General features: G+C 71.5%; 15 protein-coding genes. 5 read left to right on the top strand and 10 right to left on the bottom strand.

The annotated features are described in order from the left end of the window. Positions 1-7: 7 nt before the first annotated feature. Positions 8-361, bottom strand: coding sequence for a MerR family transcriptional regulator (locus tag JK361_RS14780; RefSeq protein ID WP_201817263.1), 354 nt, complete (start codon positions 359-361; stop codon positions 8-10). 119 nt (positions 362-480) lie between these two features. Between JK361_RS14780 and JK361_RS14775 the strand changes: the two genes are divergently transcribed. Together JK361_RS14775 and JK361_RS14770 are read left to right on the top strand one after the other, a co-directional pair. Next, a complete protein-coding gene (locus tag JK361_RS14775; RefSeq protein ID WP_201817261.1) occupies positions 481-1272 on the top strand; it encodes an amidohydrolase family protein in 792 nt (263 codons plus the stop codon). A gap of 120 nt (positions 1273-1392) precedes the next feature. After that, positions 1393-2118 (top strand): type 1 glutamine amidotransferase family protein, encoded by a 726-nt coding sequence (locus JK361_RS14770; RefSeq protein ID WP_201817259.1) that lies wholly within the window; start codon positions 1393-1395, stop codon positions 2116-2118. Positions 2119-2346: 228 nt separating this feature from the next. Here JK361_RS14770 and JK361_RS14765 read toward each other — a convergent pair whose 3' ends face one another. Continuing rightward, positions 2347-3390, bottom strand: a complete 1044-nt coding sequence (locus tag JK361_RS14765; protein ID WP_201817257.1) for an NAD(P)-dependent alcohol dehydrogenase — start codon at positions 3388-3390, stop codon at positions 2347-2349. Between the two features lie 167 nt (positions 3391-3557). Between JK361_RS14765 and JK361_RS14760 the strand changes: the two genes are divergently transcribed. Beyond that, positions 3558-4469 carry a helix-turn-helix domain-containing protein gene (locus tag JK361_RS14760; RefSeq protein WP_201817255.1) on the top strand — a complete coding sequence of 304 codons (912 nt, stop codon included), beginning with the start codon at positions 3558-3560 and terminating at the stop codon, positions 4467-4469. Between the two features lie 134 nt (positions 4470-4603). Here the strand turns inward: JK361_RS14760 and JK361_RS14755 are convergent, their stop codons facing one another. The 6 genes from JK361_RS14755 to JK361_RS14730 all read right to left on the bottom strand — a co-directional run bounded on the left by JK361_RS14755 (position 4604) and on the right by JK361_RS14730 (position 13286). Next, the gene (locus JK361_RS14755) at positions 4604-5374 is read right to left on the bottom strand and encodes a group II truncated hemoglobin (RefSeq protein WP_201817251.1); all 771 of its coding nucleotides are present in this window, start codon (positions 5372-5374) and stop codon (positions 4604-4606) included. Positions 5375-5455: 81 nt separating this feature from the next. After that, the gene (locus JK361_RS14750; protein WP_236053022.1) at positions 5456-8695 is read right to left on the bottom strand and encodes a S8 family peptidase; all 3240 of its coding nucleotides are present in this window, start codon (positions 8693-8695) and stop codon (positions 5456-5458) included. 301 nt (positions 8696-8996) lie between these two features. Continuing rightward, the gene (locus JK361_RS14745) at positions 8997-9680 is read right to left on the bottom strand and encodes an ABC transporter ATP-binding protein (RefSeq protein WP_201817248.1); all 684 of its coding nucleotides are present in this window, start codon (positions 9678-9680) and stop codon (positions 8997-8999) included. Positions 9681-9821: 141 nt separating this feature from the next. Then, on the bottom strand, positions 9822-11276 hold the full coding sequence (locus JK361_RS14740; RefSeq protein WP_201817245.1) for an ABC transporter permease: 1455 nt from the start codon (positions 11274-11276) through the stop codon (positions 9822-9824). 141 nt (positions 11277-11417) lie between these two features. Further along, a complete protein-coding gene (locus JK361_RS14735; protein ID WP_201817242.1) occupies positions 11418-12662 on the bottom strand; it encodes a L,D-transpeptidase in 1245 nt (414 codons plus the stop codon). 279 nt (positions 12663-12941) lie between these two features. After that, complete coding sequence (locus tag JK361_RS14730; RefSeq protein WP_201817232.1) at positions 12942-13286, bottom strand: hypothetical protein; 345 nt, start codon at positions 13284-13286, stop codon at positions 12942-12944. A gap of 110 nt (positions 13287-13396) precedes the next feature. Here JK361_RS14730 and JK361_RS14725 point away from each other — a divergent pair, with 110 nt between their 5' ends. Both JK361_RS14725 and JK361_RS14720 read left to right on the top strand, forming a co-directional pair. Further along, positions 13397-13729, top strand: a complete 333-nt coding sequence (locus JK361_RS14725) for an LAETG motif-containing sortase-dependent surface protein (RefSeq protein ID WP_201817230.1) — start codon at positions 13397-13399, stop codon at positions 13727-13729. A gap of 42 nt (positions 13730-13771) precedes the next feature. After that, positions 13772-14569 carry a hypothetical protein gene (locus tag JK361_RS14720; RefSeq protein WP_236052927.1) on the top strand — a complete coding sequence of 266 codons (798 nt, stop codon included), beginning with the start codon at positions 13772-13774 and terminating at the stop codon, positions 14567-14569. 52 nt (positions 14570-14621) lie between these two features. On the opposite strand, the gene hutH is transcribed toward JK361_RS14720, so the two are convergent. Together hutH and JK361_RS14710 are read right to left on the bottom strand one after the other, a co-directional pair. Then, on the bottom strand, positions 14622-16160 hold the full coding sequence (hutH, locus tag JK361_RS14715; protein WP_201817637.1) for a histidine ammonia-lyase: 1539 nt from the start codon (positions 16158-16160) through the stop codon (positions 14622-14624). An 88-nt stretch (positions 16161-16248) separates the two neighbouring features. Continuing rightward, positions 16249-17391, bottom strand: a complete 1143-nt coding sequence (locus tag JK361_RS14710) for a GGDEF domain-containing protein (protein WP_201817228.1) — start codon at positions 17389-17391, stop codon at positions 16249-16251. Between the last annotated feature and the right edge of the window lie 125 nt (positions 17392-17516).

Here is a 17516-nt window from a genome sequence, read left to right as displayed (position 1 = left end):
GGTCGGGTCAGGTCAGTTCGGCGAGCAGCCGGCGAAGTTCCGTCCGCTCGGTCTCCAGGCGTTCGGCCCTCTCGTCCAGCTCGGTCAGACGGCGGCGCAGGGCCTCGGGGACTCCGGGGCAGGCGGCCAGGGCGGGGCCCGTCTCCGTGTCCGTCGTGCACGGCAGCAGGGACGCCACCACCCGGGCCGGCAGGCCGGCGGTGAGGAGGGTACGGATGCGGCGGACACGGGGGACGTCCGCCTCCGTGTACTCGCGGTAGCCGTTGGCGCGCCGGTGCGGGGTCAGCAGGCCCGCGGCCTCGTAGTGGCGCAGCAGACGGGGGCTGGTCGCGGTCCGGACCGCCAGTTCACCGATCAGCACGCCGTGCTTCCTTCTCCGCCCGGCCGCCCGCTCGCGGCCTTCTCGTTTGACCTTGCCACTGTGTCAGGCTGCAACTCTCCCCTCGTCAGCGTCATTCCACGACTGCGGGGAGCAGGACAGTGATCATCGATGCGCACGGGCACGTGCACGACCCCGTCGGCCTTCATCTCGACGCCCTGGACGCCGCCGGCGTCGACCGCGCCGTCCTGTTCCCGACCCGGCCGCATCCCGAACGCGCCGGTGATCTCGCCGCGCTGCGGCAGGAGTTCGCCGTCCTGGACGGTGCGCTCGGCGGGCAGGGCGGGTCCCGGGAGGGCTTCGCCGGTGCGCTGGACGAGGTCAGCGCGGCGGTCTCCGCGCATCCGGACCGGTTCGTCGGGTTCGGGTCCGTGCCGCTGGAGCTGCCGGACCAGGAGATCGAGCGGGCCGTCGCCGAGGACGTGGTCGGGCGGGGGCTGCGCGGGATCGGCGAGCTGACCCCGGCCCCGGGACGGGCCGGCCGGCTGGAGCCCGTGCTGCGGGCCGCGGCCGACCACGGCGGGCTGCCCGTGGTCGTGCACGGGTTCGCGCCCACCACGGCCGACGACCTGCGCACGCTCGCCGCGCTCTCCCGCCGCCATCCCGGCGTCCCGCTGGTCGTCAGCCAGCTCGGCGGGCTGCACTGGATGGAGGCCGTCGAGCTGGTCCGGGACACGCCCGGCATGTACCTGGAGCTGTCCACGGCGTTCCTGGTCATCGCCGTACGGCTGGCCGTCCGCGAAATCCCCGAGCGCACCCTCTTCGGCTCCGACGCGCCGTACGGCGATCCGGTCGTGGCCCGCGCGATGGTGGAGCGGGCCACGGTCCCCGGCGAGGTCCGCGACCGGGTGCTCGGCGGCACCGCGGCCGAGCTGTTCCGGCCGGCCCGCTGAGCCGCCCCTGCGGCCCGCGTTCCCGGGCCGCTCGTCCGGGCGGCGGCTAATTCGAGCGACGGCGCGGGCCTCCGCCCCGTAGATTTCGCCCGCGTGTGGACAGGGATCGAAGGGGAGGACATGGGCAGTCGTACGTTCCTGATCGGTGGTGGCTGGGACCGCGCCGAGGTGTACGAACCGTTCCTGCGGGAGGTGCGCGGCGAGCGGCGGGTGGGGTGCCTGATCGTCGACGAGGGGGACGGTGCCGCGCAGTTCGAGCGGTACGCGGCGGCGCTGGGGAAGGCCGGGCCGACGTGCGCGCCGGTGCCCCTGCTGGTGCCGCTCGGCGCCAGGTTCGAGCCCGAGGCCGCGCTGGAGGGGATCGACGGGCTGCTGGTGTGCGGTGGGCTCACCCCCGCGTATCAGGACGCGCTCGCGGGCTGCCTGGAACGGCTGCCGGGGCTGCTGGCCGAGCGGGAGGTGCCGTACGCGGGCTTCTCCGCCGGGGCCGCCGTCGCCGCGCGGCGGGCCGTTGTCGGCGGGTGGCTGGTGGACGGGGTCCCGGTGTGCCCGGAGGAGACCGGGGAGGATCTGGCGGAGGTCGAGGTGCGGGCGGGTCTCGGACTGGTGCCGTTCGCGGTGGACGTGCACGCGGCGCAGTGGGGGACGCTGGCCCGGCTGGTCGCGGCGGTCGGACGGGGAGACGTGCCGTACGGGGTCGCCGTGGACGAGAACACCATGCTCGTGGTGGGCGACGGCGAGGCCCGGGTGACCGGCGCCGGCCGCGCCCATGTCGTACGCCCCCACTCGGAGGGCGAGGTCACCGTGCGGGCGTACGGCGCCGGAGACAGCTGGCCCGTGCACTGACCGACACCCCCCGCCCGAACAGCGCCCCACAGGGGCGCGGGGAACTGCGCGGGTGAGCACGACGGCGCGGCAGCCGGAACACCGCCCACAACCGACCGCCCCACCCTGCGACCAAGCCCCCGAACAGCGCCCCCGCAGGGGCGCGGGGAACTGCGCGGGTGAGCACGACGGCGCGGCAGCCGGAACACGGCCTGCAAGGCGGACGGCGCGACCCCGCCCGGCCACCACTCAGATCGTCGCGGCGTCGATCACGAAGCGGTAGCGCACATCGCCGGCCTGCACCCGCTCGTACGCCTCGTTGATCCGGTCGGCGCCGATCAGCTCGATCTCCGCGCCCAGGCTGTGCTCGGCGCAGAAGTCCAGCATCTCCTGGGTCTCGGCGATGCCGCCGATGCCGGAGCTGCTCATGCTGCGGCGCTGGCCGAACATCGTCTGGAGCACGATCTGCACCGGCTCCTCGGGCAGACCGACGTTCACCATGGTGCCGTCCGTGCGCAGCAGGGCCACGTACGCGGAGAAGTCGAGCGGCGCCGAGACGGTGTTCAGGATGATGTCGAACGTGCCCGCCAGTTCCTCGAAGGTGTCCGGATCGCTGGTGGCGTAGTAGTGGTCGGCGCCCAGCCGCAGCCCGTCGTCCTTCTTGCGCAGGGACTGCGACAGGACGGTGACCTCGGCGCCGAGGGCGTGCGCGATCTTCACTCCCATGTGGCCGAGCCCGCCCAGACCGACGACGGCGACCTTCTTGCCCGGTCCGGCGTTCCAGTGCTTCAGCGGCGAGTACGTGGTGATGCCCGCGCACAGCAGCGGCGCGGCCACGTCCAGGGACAGCCCCTCCGGGATCCGGACGACGTAGTTCTCGTCGACGACGACCTGCTCGGAGTAGCCGCCGTAGGTGGGCTCACCGTCCTTGCCGGTGTCGTTGTAGGTCCAGGTGGGTCCGCCCTTGAGGCAGTACTGCTCCAGGCCGGCCGCGCAGTTGACGCACTCGCGGCAGGAGTCGACCATGCAGCCGACGCCCACCCGGTCGCCGACGGCGTACTTCGTGACGCCGGAGCCGACCTCGGAGACGATGCCCGCGATCTCGTGGCCGGGGACCATCGGGAAGATGCCGGGCCCCCAGCCGTCCTGGGCCTGGTGGATGTCGGAGTGGCAGATACCGGCGAACTTGATGTCGATCAGGACGTCGAACTCGCCGACCGCGCGCCGCTCGATGGTGGTCCGCTCCAGCGGGGCCTTCGGTGCGGGTGCGGCGTAGGCAGCAACAGTGGTCATGCCGGGGTTCTCCTAGGGGGATCGTGCGGGGTCGCCTTCCGACCGGGCACGTGTCCAGCCTGCATCCCATCCGCACCCACCACCCAGTCCACGGGTTTGCGTACGACCGCTGTGCCTACCACCAGCGAGGACAGGCTCCCGTGCGTACGACCGGGAATACTGGACGCATGGACAGCAGGGACGAGCGAGCGGGTACGGCGGCCGCCGCCGGCCGGCCCCTGGACCGGAAGGCGGAGCTGAGCGAGTTCCTGCGGAGCCGGCGGGCGCGGCTGAAGCCCGAGGACGTGGGGCTGGCCGCCTTCGGCCGGCACCGGCGGGTGCCGGGTCTGCGCCGCGAGGAGCTGGCGCAGCTGGCCGGGGTGTCGGTGGCCTACTACACGCGCCTGGAACAGGGCAACGGACGGAACGTCTCGGCGGAGGTCCTGGACTCGATCGCCCGCGCCCTGCGCCTGACGGACGCCGAGCACGCGCACCTCACCCACCTGGCCAAGCCGAAGTCGCACAAGAAGAAGCCGGCGGCGCGCCAGCAGCAGGTGCGGGGGGCGCTGCGGCGGCTGCTGGACACGATGGAGGGCGTACCGGCGTACATCGTCGGGCGGCGTGCGGAGATCCTCGCCTGGAACCGGATGGCGGCCGCGGTCTTCGGCGACTGGTCGGAACTGCCGCCCGCCGAGCGCAACTGGGCCCGGCTGGTGTTCCTGCACCCGGAGTACCGCGACCTGTTCATCGACTGGGAGCAGAAGGCGATCGACATCGTCTGCGCGCTGCGCATGGACGCGGGCTGCTATCCGGACGACCCGCGCCTGTCCGCCCTGGTGGGTGAACTCTCCGTGAAGAGCGAGGAGTTCCGCCGGCTGTGGGCGACCCATGACGTCAAGGAGAAGAGCCACGGGGTCAAGCGCCTGCACCACCCCCTGGTCGGCGACCTGTCCCTGAACTTCGAGAGTTTCCGCCTGACGGACGACTCGGACCTGGGCCTGGTGACGTACCACGCGGAGCCCGGTTCCCCGTCGGCGGAGTCCCTGCGTCTGCTGGCCAGTTGGGGCACGGACGCGACCCGGCCCATACCCTCGGCCTGACCGCGCGCCCGCACCCTCGGCCTGACCCCGCGCCCGCACCTTCGGCCTGACCCCGCGCCCGCACCTTCGGCCTGACCCCGCGCCCGCGCCTTCGGCGTCACCCCGCGCCCGTACCGTCGGCGTCACCGCGGGCGTCACCCCTGGTACGGCGGCATCGCCCCCCAGTTCCACTTCGGCACCGGCTGCTCGGCGGGCGGCCGGGCGTCAGGACCGGAGAAGTGCACGGCCAGCCGTGTCCCCCACTCCACGTACGCCAGGAACGCCGAGCGGAACTCCGCGTCCGTCGGCAGGCCCGCCTCGTCGGCGGCGTCCTGGATGAGGTCCACCCACCGGCGGCGCTGTGCCTCGCCGATGTTGCGGCCCATGTGCTTGGCGACCATGTGCCCGTGACCGCCCTGGGTCGCGGAGTAGCGGGCCGGACCGCCGAAGACCTCGCCCAGCCACAGGGCGACGTGCTCCGCGTGCTCGGGCGGCAGACCGGCGAAGAGCGGGGCGAGGAGGTCGTCCTTGAGGACCTTGTCGTAGAAGATCGAGGTCAGCCGGGAGAAGGCTTCGGCGCCGCCCGCCCAGTCGTAGAGGGTCGGGACCGCCGCGCCCGTGCCCCGCACGGACGTGGGCCGGTAGTGGCGCATCTCCTCGATCTGCCGCACGTACGGCTTGATCTCCGCGAAGAACGGCGGGAACAGCTCCGACTTGCGGAAGCCCTCCAGGTGGTCCTCCGTGGACGTCCAGGTGATCCGCAGGACGAAGGACTCGGGCTCCTCTTCGCAGCGGGCCAGTTCGTAGTCGGTGCATTGCGGGGCCGCGGCCAGTTGGGCCGCCGCTCGGGTGTAGGCGGCCAGGAACTCCGCCGACTGCTGCTCGGGAACGCGGTAACGGATGTACTCGACCGTGTGAGCCGTCATGGGAGCACACAAGCACGAACGGCCCGCCGGACGCTGCTGCTCCGGTGGGCCGTTCGCTCATGGCCTACTCAGGTACGAGGCTCACTTGCCGTAGTACGCGTTGTAGATCGTGATCGCCGACGTGTTGCCCTTCTTGTCGGTGATCTTGGCGCGGAACGAGACGGCCTTGTTCTTCGCCGGGTTCTTCACGGTGATCCTGCCGTCGTGGACGTCGACCTTCTTGAAGTTCCGGCCGTCGTAGGAGACGTAGACGGCGAGGGACTTCAGGTTGCCGCCCGCGGCCGCGCCCTCCACGGTGACCGGGAAGGTGACCTTCCTGCCGGCCGGGACCCGGCTGTCCAGGCCGGTCGTGGCGCCGAAGTGCAGGGCGGAGGCCGGCAGCTGGGCGAGCCCGGCCGACGGCTTCTTGGAGCGGAACGTCCAGGCCGCGTCGATCCGGGTCGAGGCCCCGGCCACCTTGGAGGACCGCGTGACCGAGGTGGTCAGCCGGTACGCGGCGTCCCCGGCCGGGACCTTGAAGGTCTTGTCGCCGAACAGCGGGTCGTCGTGGGAGCCGGCCCTGGTGCCGTTGCGGTACAGGGTGGTGTTCACCGAGGTGAAGTCCGAGTACCCGGCGTTCTTGGCGGAGTCGGCGACCAGCGGCAGCGAACCGTAGATCTCGTTGCCGTTGCGGAAGAGGCCGAAGTCCTTGCCGACGTGCGGGCCGAAGACCGCGGTGTTGACGGTCTTGGTGTAGGTCCGGCCGGCCTTGAAGCCGAACTGGCCGAGCTCGTAGCCGGCGTCGGAGACCGGGAATCCGTCCTGGCCCACCCCGCTGTTCTGGGTGAACTCCAGCTCCCAGGTCACGCCGCCCTTGGCGGACAGGTGCAGGGTGCGGGTGCCGGGCAGGGTCTGCGGGATGCCGATGGAGGTGGCGCCGGAGCTGCCGGGCAGCCAGCCCACCGCGTCGAGGGCGCCCTTCTTGCCCTTCGCCGCGGCGCCCATGCGGACCTTCACCGTGGCCAGGTCGGCCGCCTTGTAGTGCTTGGTGAAGCCGGTGGCGAGCTGCTTGACCGGGCCGCCGGAGGTGACGTCGTACTCCTCGCTCGTGCCCTTGGACCAGTGGCCGTCCCACTGCTGCCGCAGCGTCCCGGCGGGCAGCTGCGGGCCCAGGTGGGCGGTGCGGAAGTTCTTGTACGTGTCGAGCCACCAGCCGTAGCCGTACTGGCCGTCGCCGATCGTGACGTCGAAGCCGGGCGCGGCGAACTTCGACTTCAGGCCCGAGGCCGGGACGGTGATGTCGACCGGCTTGGCCTTGCGCGCGTCGACGGTGATCGTCTGCTTGCTGCCGATGGTCAGCTTCGGCTGTGCGATCCAGTCGATGCCCTTGGTGGCGTTCTGCGGGTCGCCGTAGACGGAGGTGTTGAGGATGTACGCGCCCTTGGGCGCGCGCACCTTCACCGTGCCCGACTTGTCGTACGGGGTGAACCAGGAGCCGCTGGCCAGGCCGGCCACGCCGGTGAGGTCGGCGCCGTAGTACGGGGCCGGCCTGCCGTCACGGCCGATGAACTTCAGCGTGACGTCGTACGACTCCACCTCGCGCTGGACCGCCGCGGCCGTGCGGACGGTCTGGCCCGCGCCGGTCGCCGTCACGTACGCGGAGTAGGCGCCGTCGACGGTGCCGCCCAGCCTGGTGTCGACGGTGAGGTCGACCGCGGCGTTGCCGTGCGCCGGGACGGTCACCTTCGTCGCGCCGAGCTTGAGGAAGCCCGCGGGGGCCGCCGCGCCCTTGGGGTTGGTGGCGGTGCCGGCCAGGGCGAGCGTGACGTCCTTGGCGCCGAGGTTGCGGTACGTCAGCTTCCTGGTGACCGGCTTGTCGTCGGTGTGCGGCCACTGCTGCACGCCGAAGCTCACCGACACCGGGTCGGCGACGATCGACTGCTTGATGGCCTTGTCGACCTGGATCCGGCCCGACCCCTGCTGGAAGGGGGTGTACTTGCCGCCCTTGGTGGAGCCGGTCAGGGCGCCCTTGAGTTCGGTGTAGCCCCAGTCGGGGTGCTCCTGCTTCAGGATGGCGGCGGCGCCCGCGACGTGCGGGGTGGCCATCGAGGTGCCGGAGATGGTCAGGTAGCCCTCGGGCTTCTCGCCGGCCTCCTCGTCGATGACGCTGCCCTTGGCCGCGGCGGCGGTGATGTCGACGCCGGGCGCGGTGACGTCCGGCTTGATGGCGCCGTCGCCGGTGCGCGGGCCGGTGGAGGAGAAGTCCGCCAGTTTGTCCTTCTTGTCGACGGCTCCGACGGTGAGCGCGGCGTCGGCGCTGCCCGGTGAACCGATCGACTGGGCGCCGTCGTTGCCCGCGGCGATCGCGAAGAGGACGCCCTTCTCGGCGGAGAGCTTGTTTACCTCGGCCTCGAGCGGGTCGACCTCGGGGGTGTCGTAGCCGCCGAGGCTCAGGTTGATGACGGAGGCGCCCTGGGAGGCCGCCCACTCCATGCCGGCGAGGATGCCGGAGTCGTCACCGGAGCCGGTGTCGTCCAGGACCTTGCCGCTGAGGAGCTTGGCGTCCGGAGCCACACCCTTGTACTTGCCGCCCGACTTGGCGCCGGTGCCCGCCACGATGGAGGCGACGTGCGTGCCGTGCCCGAAGTGGTCGGTGGCGTCGGCGGCGGGGGTGAAGTTCTTGGAGGCGACCACCTGGTTCTTGAGGTCCGGGTGCCTGGTGTCCACACCGGTGTCCAGGACGGCGACCTTCACGCCCTTGCCGGTGTAGCCGGCCTTCCAGGCGGTGGGGGCGCCGATCTGCGGCACGGACTTGTCGAGGCTGGCCTTGCGGACGCCGTCGAGCCAGACGTGCGCGATGCCGGAGGCGGTCCGGTCCCCGTCGGTGACGGCGTCCCACAGCCCGGCGGTGTCCTTGGCCGGGGTCTGCACGGCGTCCGCGTTGAGGGTCTTCAGGCTGCGGCGCAGGGTGCCCGTGTCCCGGACGTCGGCCTTGGTGGCCGTGGCGGCGCCGCGGTAGCCGACGATGACCTTCAGGCCGTTCTTCTGGGCCTTGCGGGTGGCGGCCTTGTTCAGCTCGGTGACGTCGAACAGGCGCTGGTCCAGCGTGCCGGAGGCGACCAGGCGGGCCGCGTCGGCGGGTACGACGAGCATGTGTCCGGCGGCCCTGCGGACCTGGAAGGGTATGTGTTCGCGCCCCTCGGCCCGCTCCAGGCCGACGACGCGGCCCTTGGCGTCGAGGGCGACGCGGTCGCCGGTGATCAGGGTGACGTGGTGCTTGGCGGTGAGTGCGGAGGCAGCCGCCGCGGTGGCTGCGGGCTTCGCCGACGCCGGGCTGGTCATTCCCGCCGCGAGGGCGACCGCCGCGGCCGTTGCCACACCGGCCGCGGCCGCTCTTTTCACTTGTCTGCGCAAGATCTCCCCCTGGAGATGAAGTACCAGGTGAATTCCCCGTTCACCCGGCCGGGGGTGGACTCGCACAGATGCACGCAACCCCCCGGATCACGAAGTATGCCGGGGGGTGATCACACGGCTCAATAGATGAGGAGACGGTGGGAAATCGCGTCCGAAAACTGTCACGCGCCGGCCGTGACACCGTTGCGGAACCGCGAAATGCCGTACGTGTGAGGGGCCTTGCGGGCCGTCAGGCGCCCGCGTTCTCCTTCACCGTGATCCTTCCCTTGCGCAGCGTGGCCAGCCGGGGTGCCTTCTTCGCCAGTGCGGAGTCGTGGGTGACCATGATGAAGGTCAGCCCGTGCTCCATCCACAGGCGTTCGAGCACGTCCATGATCTCGTCCCGCATGCCCTCGTCGAGGTTGCCGGTCGGCTCGTCGGCCAGCAGCACCTTGGGCTTCTTCACCACGGCCCGGGCGATGGCGACCCGCTGCTGCTGCCCTCCGGACATCTCGCCGGGCAGGTGTCCGAGGCGCTCGCCCAGGCCGACGGACCGCAGTGCGTCCGCGGCGAGTTCGCGGCGCTCCTTCACCTTGATGCCGAGCGGTACGAGGGCCGTCTCGACGTTCTCCTGGGCCGTGAGGGTCGGGATGAGGTTGAAGGACTGGAAGACGAAACCGATGTTCTCGCTGCGGACCCTCGTCAGCCGGGCCTCGCTCAGCCTGGTCACATCGGTGCCGTCCAGGAACACCTCGCCCGAGGTGGGGCGGTCGAGGCAGCCGAGCATCTGCAGAAGGGTGGACTTCCCGCCGCCGGTGGGGCCCTGGATGACCAGCCGGTCGCCGTCGGGGATGGCGAGGTCGACCTCGTCGAGGGCCTGGACGGCGTCCTTGCCCCTGGCGTAGCGCTTGGTGACGTTCTTCAGTTCGTACATGGTGGCTCCGGGAACGAATTCGGGTGGGTTGCGCGTCGTGCCGGCTGCCGGCCCGTGGGGGCCGGCCGCGGCCGCGCGGTGGGGCCGCACATCGATGCGGCCCGGCGCGCCTTGCCTGCCGGCCGTGGCCGTCGGGTGGCCCTACTCCACGCGCCTCAGCGCGTCCGCCGGGCGGAGCCGGGACGCCCGCCAGCCGCCGAAGGCACCGGCGGTCAGGCCGCCCGCCACCGCGAGGCCCACCGCCAGGACGATCGTCGTCACGCTCACCGGGGCCGTGAGGGCGACCTGAAGGGTCCTCGCCGCCTGACGTCCGGAGCCGCCGGGGCCGCCTCCACCGGGACCGCCGCCGAAGCCGGCACCACCCGTGCTCCCGCCCAGCTGCGCCTCCAGGCCGGGGCTGACCGCGGTGACGGCGTACGCACCCGCCAGGCCGAGCGCGATGCCGAGGACGCCGCCGACCAGGCCGTTTACGACGGCCTCGCCGATCACCTGCCGGGTCACCCGGCCGGACTTCCAGCCCAGCGCCTTCAGCGTGCCGAACTCGCGGACCCGGCGGGAGACAGCCGCGGAGGTGAGCAGGCCGGCCACCAGGAACGCGGCCACCAGCACCGCGACGGACAGCCACTTGCCGACCTTGCCGGCGAGGGAGGACACGGTGGACAGGGAGCCGGAGACGGTCTTGGCGAGGTCGGAGGACGTGGTGACCGTCGTACCCAGGACGTTCTTCTGTATGGCTTCCTTGACGCCGTCGATCTGCTGGGAGTCGGTCGCCTTGACGTAGATCGTGGTGATCTTGTTCTTCTGGCCCGCGAGGGTCTGCGCCTGCTTCAGCGGGATGTACAGGCCGGCCGCCGCGTCACCGCTGTTCGCGGTGGCGATGCCGATGACCGTGTACTCGGTGCCCTTGACGGTGACGGTGGAGCCGACCTTGTACTTCTTCTCCTTGGCGTACGCCGAGTCGGCCACGGCCACCCTGGCGTCGGTCTCGGTGGTCCTGAAGGTGCGGCCGCTGGTGATCTTCGAGGAGGTCAGCGGGCCGATCCCGGTCTTGGTGACGTCGGTGCCGTAGACCGTGTACTGGTTGATGTCGAAGTCGGCGCCGCCGCCCTCGACCTGGCCCTGCGGCTGTTCCCCGCCGCCGCGCTGGAAGCCGCCGGCGGCTCCGCCGCCGTTCTGCTGGAACCGGCCGCGGGTGAACTGGCCGCTGACCTTGACCACGTTGAGGCTCAGCCCGCCCACCGCGGTCGACACGCCCTTCTGGCCGGCCACCTCGGTGACCGTCGAGGAGGGCAGGGTGGTGAAGCCCTGCACCATGACCCGGTCGCTGCTCTGCTCGGAGTCGTCGTCGCTCCGTGCGTCGAACCGGAAGCGGGGCCGCTGGGCGTCGCCGGTGGACGCCGACGCCGCCTTGGTGACCGTCATGTCCGTGCCGAGGCCGTACAGCGACTGGAGAACCTCGTCCTGGGCCTTGCCCATGCCGTTGGACACGGAGTTGACCACGATGACCAGCGCGATGCCCAGCGCGAGGCCGGAGGCGACGACGAGGGCCGCCTTTCTGCGGCGGCGCAGTTCGCGCCTCAGGTAGGTGAAGAACATGGCCCGCAAGCTAGGGACGGACCGTGATGGCACCATAAGGCCGACATAAGAGAAGCATGAGAAGGCTGCGGCCGGCCCCGAGAACGCCGATGCCGCCCCTGGGGGGCGGCACCGGAACGGGGGTGAGGAGGCGTCAGGGCGTCAGACGGCCGAGCCGGCCTTCCACTGCGACCAGTCCAGGTTCCAGCCGTTGAGGCCGTTGTCCGGCGAGACGGTCTTGTCGCCGGTGTTCGAGACGATCACGACGTCACCGATCAGCGTGTGGTCGTAGAACCAGGCCGCCGGGGTGCTGGAGTCCTTCGCGCCCTTCTTGTCCTGGAGGCCGACACAGCCGTGGCTGGTGTTGACGTTGCCGAACACCGACGGCGCGCCCCAGTAGTTGCCGTGGATGAAGGTGCCGGAGTTGGTCAGGCGCATGGCGTGCGGCACGTCCTTGATGTCGTACTCGCCCTTGCCGTCGTCGTCCGTGAAGCCGACCGTCGCGCCGTTCATGCGGGTCTGCTTGAACTTCTCGGAGATCACCATCTGGCCCTGGTACGTCTTGTTCTCGGGCGAGCCGGCGGAGATCGGGATGGTCTTGACGACCTTGCCGTCCTGCGTGACCTTCATCTGCTTGGTCTTCGCGTCGACGTAGGTGACCTGGTTGCGGCCGATGTGGAAGGTGACCGTCTTCTGCTGGACGCCGTAGACACCGGCGGCGCCCTGGACGCCGTCGAGCGCCAGCTTCAGGGTGACGGTGGAGCCTTCCTTCCAGTACTCCATCGGGCGGCAGTCCATGCGGTTGGCGTTGAACCAGTGGCAGGCGACCTCCTGGCCGCTGCTGGTGCTGACCGTGATGCCCTTCTGCACGGCGGCCTTGTCGGTGATCGCCTTGTCGAAGTTGATCGACACCGGCATGCCGACGCCGACCGTGGCGCCGTTGTCCGGGGTGAAGGTGCCGATGAAGCTGTTGGCCGGGGAGACCGTGGTGAAGGAGGCGTTCTCGTGGGCTATGCGGCCCTCGGAGTCCTTGGCCGCCGCGGCGAGCTTGTAGGTGGTGGAGCGCTCCAGCTGGACGCTGGGCTTCCAGCTCTTCTTGTCGGCGGACAGCTGCCCGGCGACGGCCTTGCCGTCCTGGGTGGTCATCGTGACGTCCGTGAGCGTGCCCTTGCTCACCGTGACGCCGGCGGAGTTGTTGATCGACGCGTTGTTGGAGCCGTCCTTGGGCGTGATCGTGATCTGCGCCTCCGACGACTTCTTGGCCGCCGCCTCGTCGGCCTTCGCCTGCGAGGTGTCGCCGCTGCCGCCGCCGGAGGCGCCGGAGGCGCCGCCGGAACAGCCCGTGAGCAGCAGAACACCGCCGAGCAGAGCGGACGCGGTCATCAGGCGCCGCCTACTGTCCGTCATCAAAGCCTCTCCATCGTTGCCGAGTCGCGATAACCCCGAGGGCCCCCCGCCAAGAACGTTCAACGCTACGGCCGGTTCGTCCCGTTCCACACCCCACGCATCTGTGGGGCATCCCACGTTCGCGGAACGCCGGTCCGCGGCCGTGGGGCATCCCCGCATCCGCGGGAACCCGCGGATGGGCCGGTGGAGCGTGTGGTGCGGGAATCGGTCGTGCGCCCCCTGGGACGACGAAACCCCGGACGGCGGTTGCCGTCCGGGGTCTTGGGTGCCCCGGGACGCTCAGCCGATGCCGTCCTCTTCCTCGTCGCCGTCCCCATCATCCTCGTCCAGCTCCCAGTCGGGCGAGTCGGGGTCGTAGTCGATCCGCTCACTGGACCAGGAAGCCTGCTGGAGCTCCACTCCGGGCACCTCACTGACCAGGTCGAAGGGATCCACGAGATAGGCCAGGGCCTCCGCGGTGTCTTCCGTCACAGCGCCCTCGGCCTGGGCCCGCTCCGCCTCCGGCAGCTCGGCGTCCTCGGCGAGCCGGCGCAACGCGGCCTTGGACACCTCGTCGTCGTCCTGCACCTCCAGGACGATCTCCACCCGAAGCCGTACAAACCGTGATGTCTCTTCAGTACTCATGGCGGGAGCGTACGACTGAAACCTCTCGTGACTTTCCTGTGACCCGCGCCTTTCACTAACATCGCCCCACACGGCCAATTCGCCAGCGTCACAAGGGGGATCGATATTCCGTGTCATCCGCTCGCCGTCCGCTGCTGACCGCCACCGCCGCGGGCACCCTGCTCTGCGCGCTGTGGTTCGTCCCGTCCGCGAACGCCTCGCAGGACACCGCGGTGAGAGAGACGGCATCCATGTCCACGCCGGGGCGGATCACGCAGGTCACGCAGGCCAGGGCGGTGACCACGGCGGCCGCCGGAGCCGCGGAGGGGGCGGCGGAGGACACCGAGCTGGCCGACACCGGCAGTTTCGACACCACCCCGTACGTGGTCGGCGGCAGCCTCTTCCTCGCCGTGGGTGCCGGATTCGTCGTGTATTCGGTGCGCCGCGAGCGCCTGGGCTTTTAGTTTTCCTTGACGAAGCTTTGACGGCCCGCACATAGTTCGCCCATGAAGAGATCATCGGGTGTGCGGCTGTGCGCCACCGCGGTTGTGAGTGCACTGTCGCTCGCCCTCGTCACGGGCTGCGGCGGCGACGGGGCCGAGGACCCCGCGGACACCTCCGGCAAGGGTGCGGCGAAGCCGGCCGCGAAGGTGCTGAGCACCGCCGAGCTGAACAAGCTGGTCATCGCCAAGGGCGACGTGCCCGGGTACGAGGTGGGCTCCGTCGAGGGCGGCATCCCCGCCCGGAGCGAGGTCAAGGCGGACGACGCCAAGTGCGACCCGCTGCTGCACTCGCTGACCGGCATCGCGCCCGGCAACCCGGCCGCGAACACCAGCCGCATGGCCACCGAGGAGAAGAAGAAGGACCCCACGGACGCCCCCACGTCCCTGGACGACATGGCCGACGGCAAGTTCGAGGACGCGCTCAAGCAGTCCATGGACCTGGACGTCACCGTGGTCACCCTGGCCTCCTACGACGGCGACGGCGCCGAGCAGGCCCTGAAGTCGGTGTCCGACGCGGTCGAGGCCTGCGCGGGCGGCTTCTTTGGCGAGCAGGACGGCGAGAAGGGGAAGTTCACCAAGGTGGCCGAGGAGAAGTCCGCGGGCACGGGTGACGAGTCCGTGGCCTTCACCGTGACCAACGACGCCGGCGAGGACGGGGCCATGCCGCTGCACGCCGAGGTCGTGCGGCACGGGAGCACCCTCGCGACGTACACCACGGTCAACATCGGCGCGGGTATGACCAAGAAGCCCTACGCGGTGCCCGCTCCGGTCGTGAAGGCGCAGGCCGCCAAGCTGAAGTGAGCGGCTGACACGACGTTTCGGGGCCCCGGCCGCAGCCGGGGCCCCGACCCGTTCACCTCAGGGGGCCGGTGACCTTCTCCACGGTCGCCACCAGCTCTCCGCCGCGCACGAAGGCGTCGGCGGCGGCCAGGTCGGGCGCCAGGAACCGGTCGGGGCCCGGGCCCTGCACGCCCGCGGCGCGCACGGCCTCGATCACCGCCCGCGAGGCGGGCGCCGGGGTGAGTCCCTCGCGCAGTTCGACGGCGCGGGTGGCCGCGTACAGCTCGATGGCGATGACCCGGGTGAGGTTGTCCACGGCGGTGCGCAGCTTGCGCGCGGCCGACCAGCCCATGGAGACGTGGTCCTCCTGCATGGCGGAGGACGGGATGGAGTCGGCCGACGCCGGTACGGCGAGCCGCTTCAGCTCGCTGACCAGGGCGGCCTGCGTGTACTGGGCGATCATGAGACCGGAGTCCACGCCGGCGTCGTCGGCGAGGAACGGCGGCAGGCCGTGGCTGCGGTTCTTGTCCAGCAGCCGGTCGGTGCGGCGCTCGGCGATCGAGCCCAGGTCGGCGGCGGCGATGGCGAGGAAGTCCAGGACGTAGGCCACGGGGGCGCCGTGGAAGTTGCCGTTGGACTCCACGCGGCCGTCGGGCAGCACGACGGGATTGTCGACGGCGGAGGCCAGCTCCCGCTCGGCGACCAGGCGGGCGTGCGCGACCGTGTCGCGTCCGGCGCCGGCGACCTGCGGGGCGCAGCGCACGGAGTAGGCGTCCTGGACGCGCGGGGCGTCGTCCTGGTGGTGCCCGGTGAGTTCCGAGTCCTTCAGCACGGCGAGCATGTTGGCGGCGCTGGCGCCCTGGCCCGGGTGCGGCCGGATGGCGTGCAGCTCGGGGGCGAGGACCTTGTCGGTGCCGAGCAGCGCCTCCAGGCTGAGGGCGGCGGTGATGTCGGCGGACTTGTACAGGGTGTCCAGGTCGGCGAGGGCCATGATCAGCATGCCGAGCATGCCGTCGGTGCCGTTCAGGAGGGCGAGGCCCTCCTTCTCCCGCAGCTCGACGGGGGCGATCCCGTGCTCGGCGAGCAGCTCGCCGGCGGGCCGGACGCGTCCGTCGGGGCCCTCCGCGTCCCCTTCTCCCATGAGGGTGAGCGCGCAGTGGGACAGCGGGGCCAGGTCGCCGGAGCAGCCGAGGGAGCCGTACTCGTGCACGACCGGGGTGATCCCGGCGTTCAGCACGTCGGCCATGGTCTGCGCGACCTCGGGCCGCACACCGGTGTGCCCCGAGCAGACGGTCTTGAGCCGCAGGAACATCAGGGCCCGTACGACCTCCCGCTCCACCCGCGGGCCCATGCCGGCGGCGTGCGAACGGACGATGTTGCGCTGCAGCTGGGCGCGCAGTTCCTGGCTGATGTGCCGGGTCGCCAGGGCGCCGAAGCCGGTGGAGACGCCGTAGACCGGCTCCGGCTTGGCCGCCAGCGCGTCCACAATCTCCCGGGCCGCCGCGAGGGCCGCCACCGCTTCAGCCGACAGCTCGATGCGGGCACCGCCGCGCGCAACGGCGAGAACGTCGGACGCCGTGACACCGGACGTCCCCACCACCACAGTGTGCATATCCATATTCAGGAGCGTACGCATTGAATGCGGTGATGTCACTAGTGGGCACCGGGGGTGCCCCTTACCGGGCGGTGTGGGCTTCGCCTCACGCCCGGCGCCCGCGGAACCGGCGCCGCTCTGCACGCGAGGGCGGCGGCTCGTCGGCCAACCGTACGACCGGGTCGTCCGGCCCCTCCCGGCCGGCCACCACCGGCCGGTCCAGCCGCATGGCCTTGGCCCGGTACTGGGCGGCGTCCGCGAGCCGGAACAGCCGGCGCGCGTCGTGCACCTCCCCGATCGGCTCCTCGGTCGAGGCGACCCCGCACGCGACCCCCTCTCCCAGCTCCAACTCCCCTGCCCGGCGGCACAGTTCGTCCGCCGCCTTCACCACGTCGTCGGCGGGCTGCCCGACCGCGAGCAGACAGAACTCGTCCCCGCCGAGGCGCGCGGCCAGCGCGCCCGGCACCATCGCACCGCACAGCGACAGCACCGAGCCGAAGCGTTCGAGGAGCCGGTCGCCGACGGCGTGCCCGAGGGTGTCGTTGACCCGCTTGAGCCCGTTGAGGTCACAGACGACCAGACTGACGGCGACGCCCTCCGCGCGGTGCCGCTCGACGGCCTCCTCCAGACGCACGTCCACGGCACGGCGGTTGGCGAGACCCGTGAGGGCGTCGGTGAACGCGAGCCGCCGGGCCTCCTCCAGCCGCTCGGTCTGCGCGATGCCCGCGGCGACGACGGCCGCGAGCACGGTGGCGAAGTCGGCGTCGGACCGCGCGAACAGGGGCTCACCGGCCGGGCGGGCCACGTACAACTCACCCCAGGCGCGGCCGTGCAGCACGACGGGGGCCACGACGCAGCAGCCGCGGCCCCGGCGGCGCAGGGCTGCGACACGCTGGTGGAGGTAACCGGGGGTGCCGGCGGCCGCTCCCCCGGCGGTCTCCACCCACGCGTTGGGTCCGCCCCCGCCTGCCCATCGCTCGTGCAGGAACTCGGTGATCTCCGGGAACTGGTGCACCGGGTAGGCCTCGGCCTCCGGGAAATCCTCCTCGTCCGCGGCACGGTCCCCCACGTTCACGAGGACCCGCAGCCGGCCCAGCTCCCGCTCCCACACCGACAGCGCGGCGAAGCTGCCGTCCAGCGCGCGGCAGGCGCCGAGGGCGGCGGCCTGCCAGGACTCCCGCGGGGTGTGCGCCGCCGCCATGCCCTGCGCCAGCGCCACGACTGCGGCTAGCCGCTTGTCCTCACCCATTACTCCAGGTTAGGGAGGAATGATGCGGTTAGGGGTATTGGTGCGGCGATCAGGTGGAATGCGTAGCTGCGAGCAGCCGTGCCGCCGAAGACGGCGCCCGCCCGGCAGCGACCGAACGGACCCGG

It is taken from the genome of Streptomyces musisoli (assembly GCF_016741855.1).
Lineage (GTDB): Bacteria > Actinomycetota > Actinomycetes > Streptomycetales > Streptomycetaceae > Streptomyces > Streptomyces musisoli.
The sequence above is the reverse complement of the archived record's forward strand: the minus strand, read 5'-3'. Positions and strand labels throughout refer to the sequence as shown.

What these genes read in the sequence shown, in the direction of transcription:
- JK361_RS14760 (WP_201817255.1), top strand. Translation starts at nt 3,558, where the DNA reads ATGGACAGCAGGGACGAGCGAGCGGGTACGGCGGCCGCCGCCGGCCGG.
- JK361_RS14750 (WP_236053022.1), bottom strand. Translation starts at nt 8,695, where the DNA reads ATGACCAGCCCGGCGTCGGCGAAGCCCGCAGCCACCGCGGCGGCTGCC.
- JK361_RS14710 (WP_201817228.1), bottom strand. Translation starts at nt 17,391, where the DNA reads ATGGGTGAGGACAAGCGGCTAGCCGCAGTCGTGGCGCTGGCGCAGGGC.
- JK361_RS14740 (WP_201817245.1), bottom strand. Translation starts at nt 11,276, where the DNA reads ATGTTCTTCACCTACCTGAGGCGCGAACTGCGCCGCCGCAGAAAGGCG.
- JK361_RS14745 (WP_201817248.1), bottom strand. Translation starts at nt 9,680, where the DNA reads ATGTACGAACTGAAGAACGTCACCAAGCGCTACGCCAGGGGCAAGGAC.
- JK361_RS14755 (WP_201817251.1), bottom strand. Translation starts at nt 5,374, where the DNA reads ATGACGGCTCACACGGTCGAGTACATCCGTTACCGCGTTCCCGAGCAG.
- JK361_RS14730 (WP_201817232.1), bottom strand. Translation starts at nt 13,286, where the DNA reads ATGAGTACTGAAGAGACATCACGGTTTGTACGGCTTCGGGTGGAGATC.
- JK361_RS14720 (WP_236052927.1), top strand. Translation starts at nt 13,772, where the DNA reads ATGAAGAGATCATCGGGTGTGCGGCTGTGCGCCACCGCGGTTGTGAGT.
- JK361_RS14765 (WP_201817257.1), bottom strand. Translation starts at nt 3,390, where the DNA reads ATGACCACTGTTGCTGCCTACGCCGCACCCGCACCGAAGGCCCCGCTG.
- JK361_RS14770 (WP_201817259.1), top strand. Translation starts at nt 1,393, where the DNA reads ATGGGCAGTCGTACGTTCCTGATCGGTGGTGGCTGGGACCGCGCCGAG.
- JK361_RS14735 (WP_201817242.1), bottom strand. Translation starts at nt 12,662, where the DNA reads ATGACGGACAGTAGGCGGCGCCTGATGACCGCGTCCGCTCTGCTCGGC.
- hutH (WP_201817637.1), bottom strand. Translation starts at nt 16,160, where the DNA reads ATGCACACTGTGGTGGTGGGGACGTCCGGTGTCACGGCGTCCGACGTT.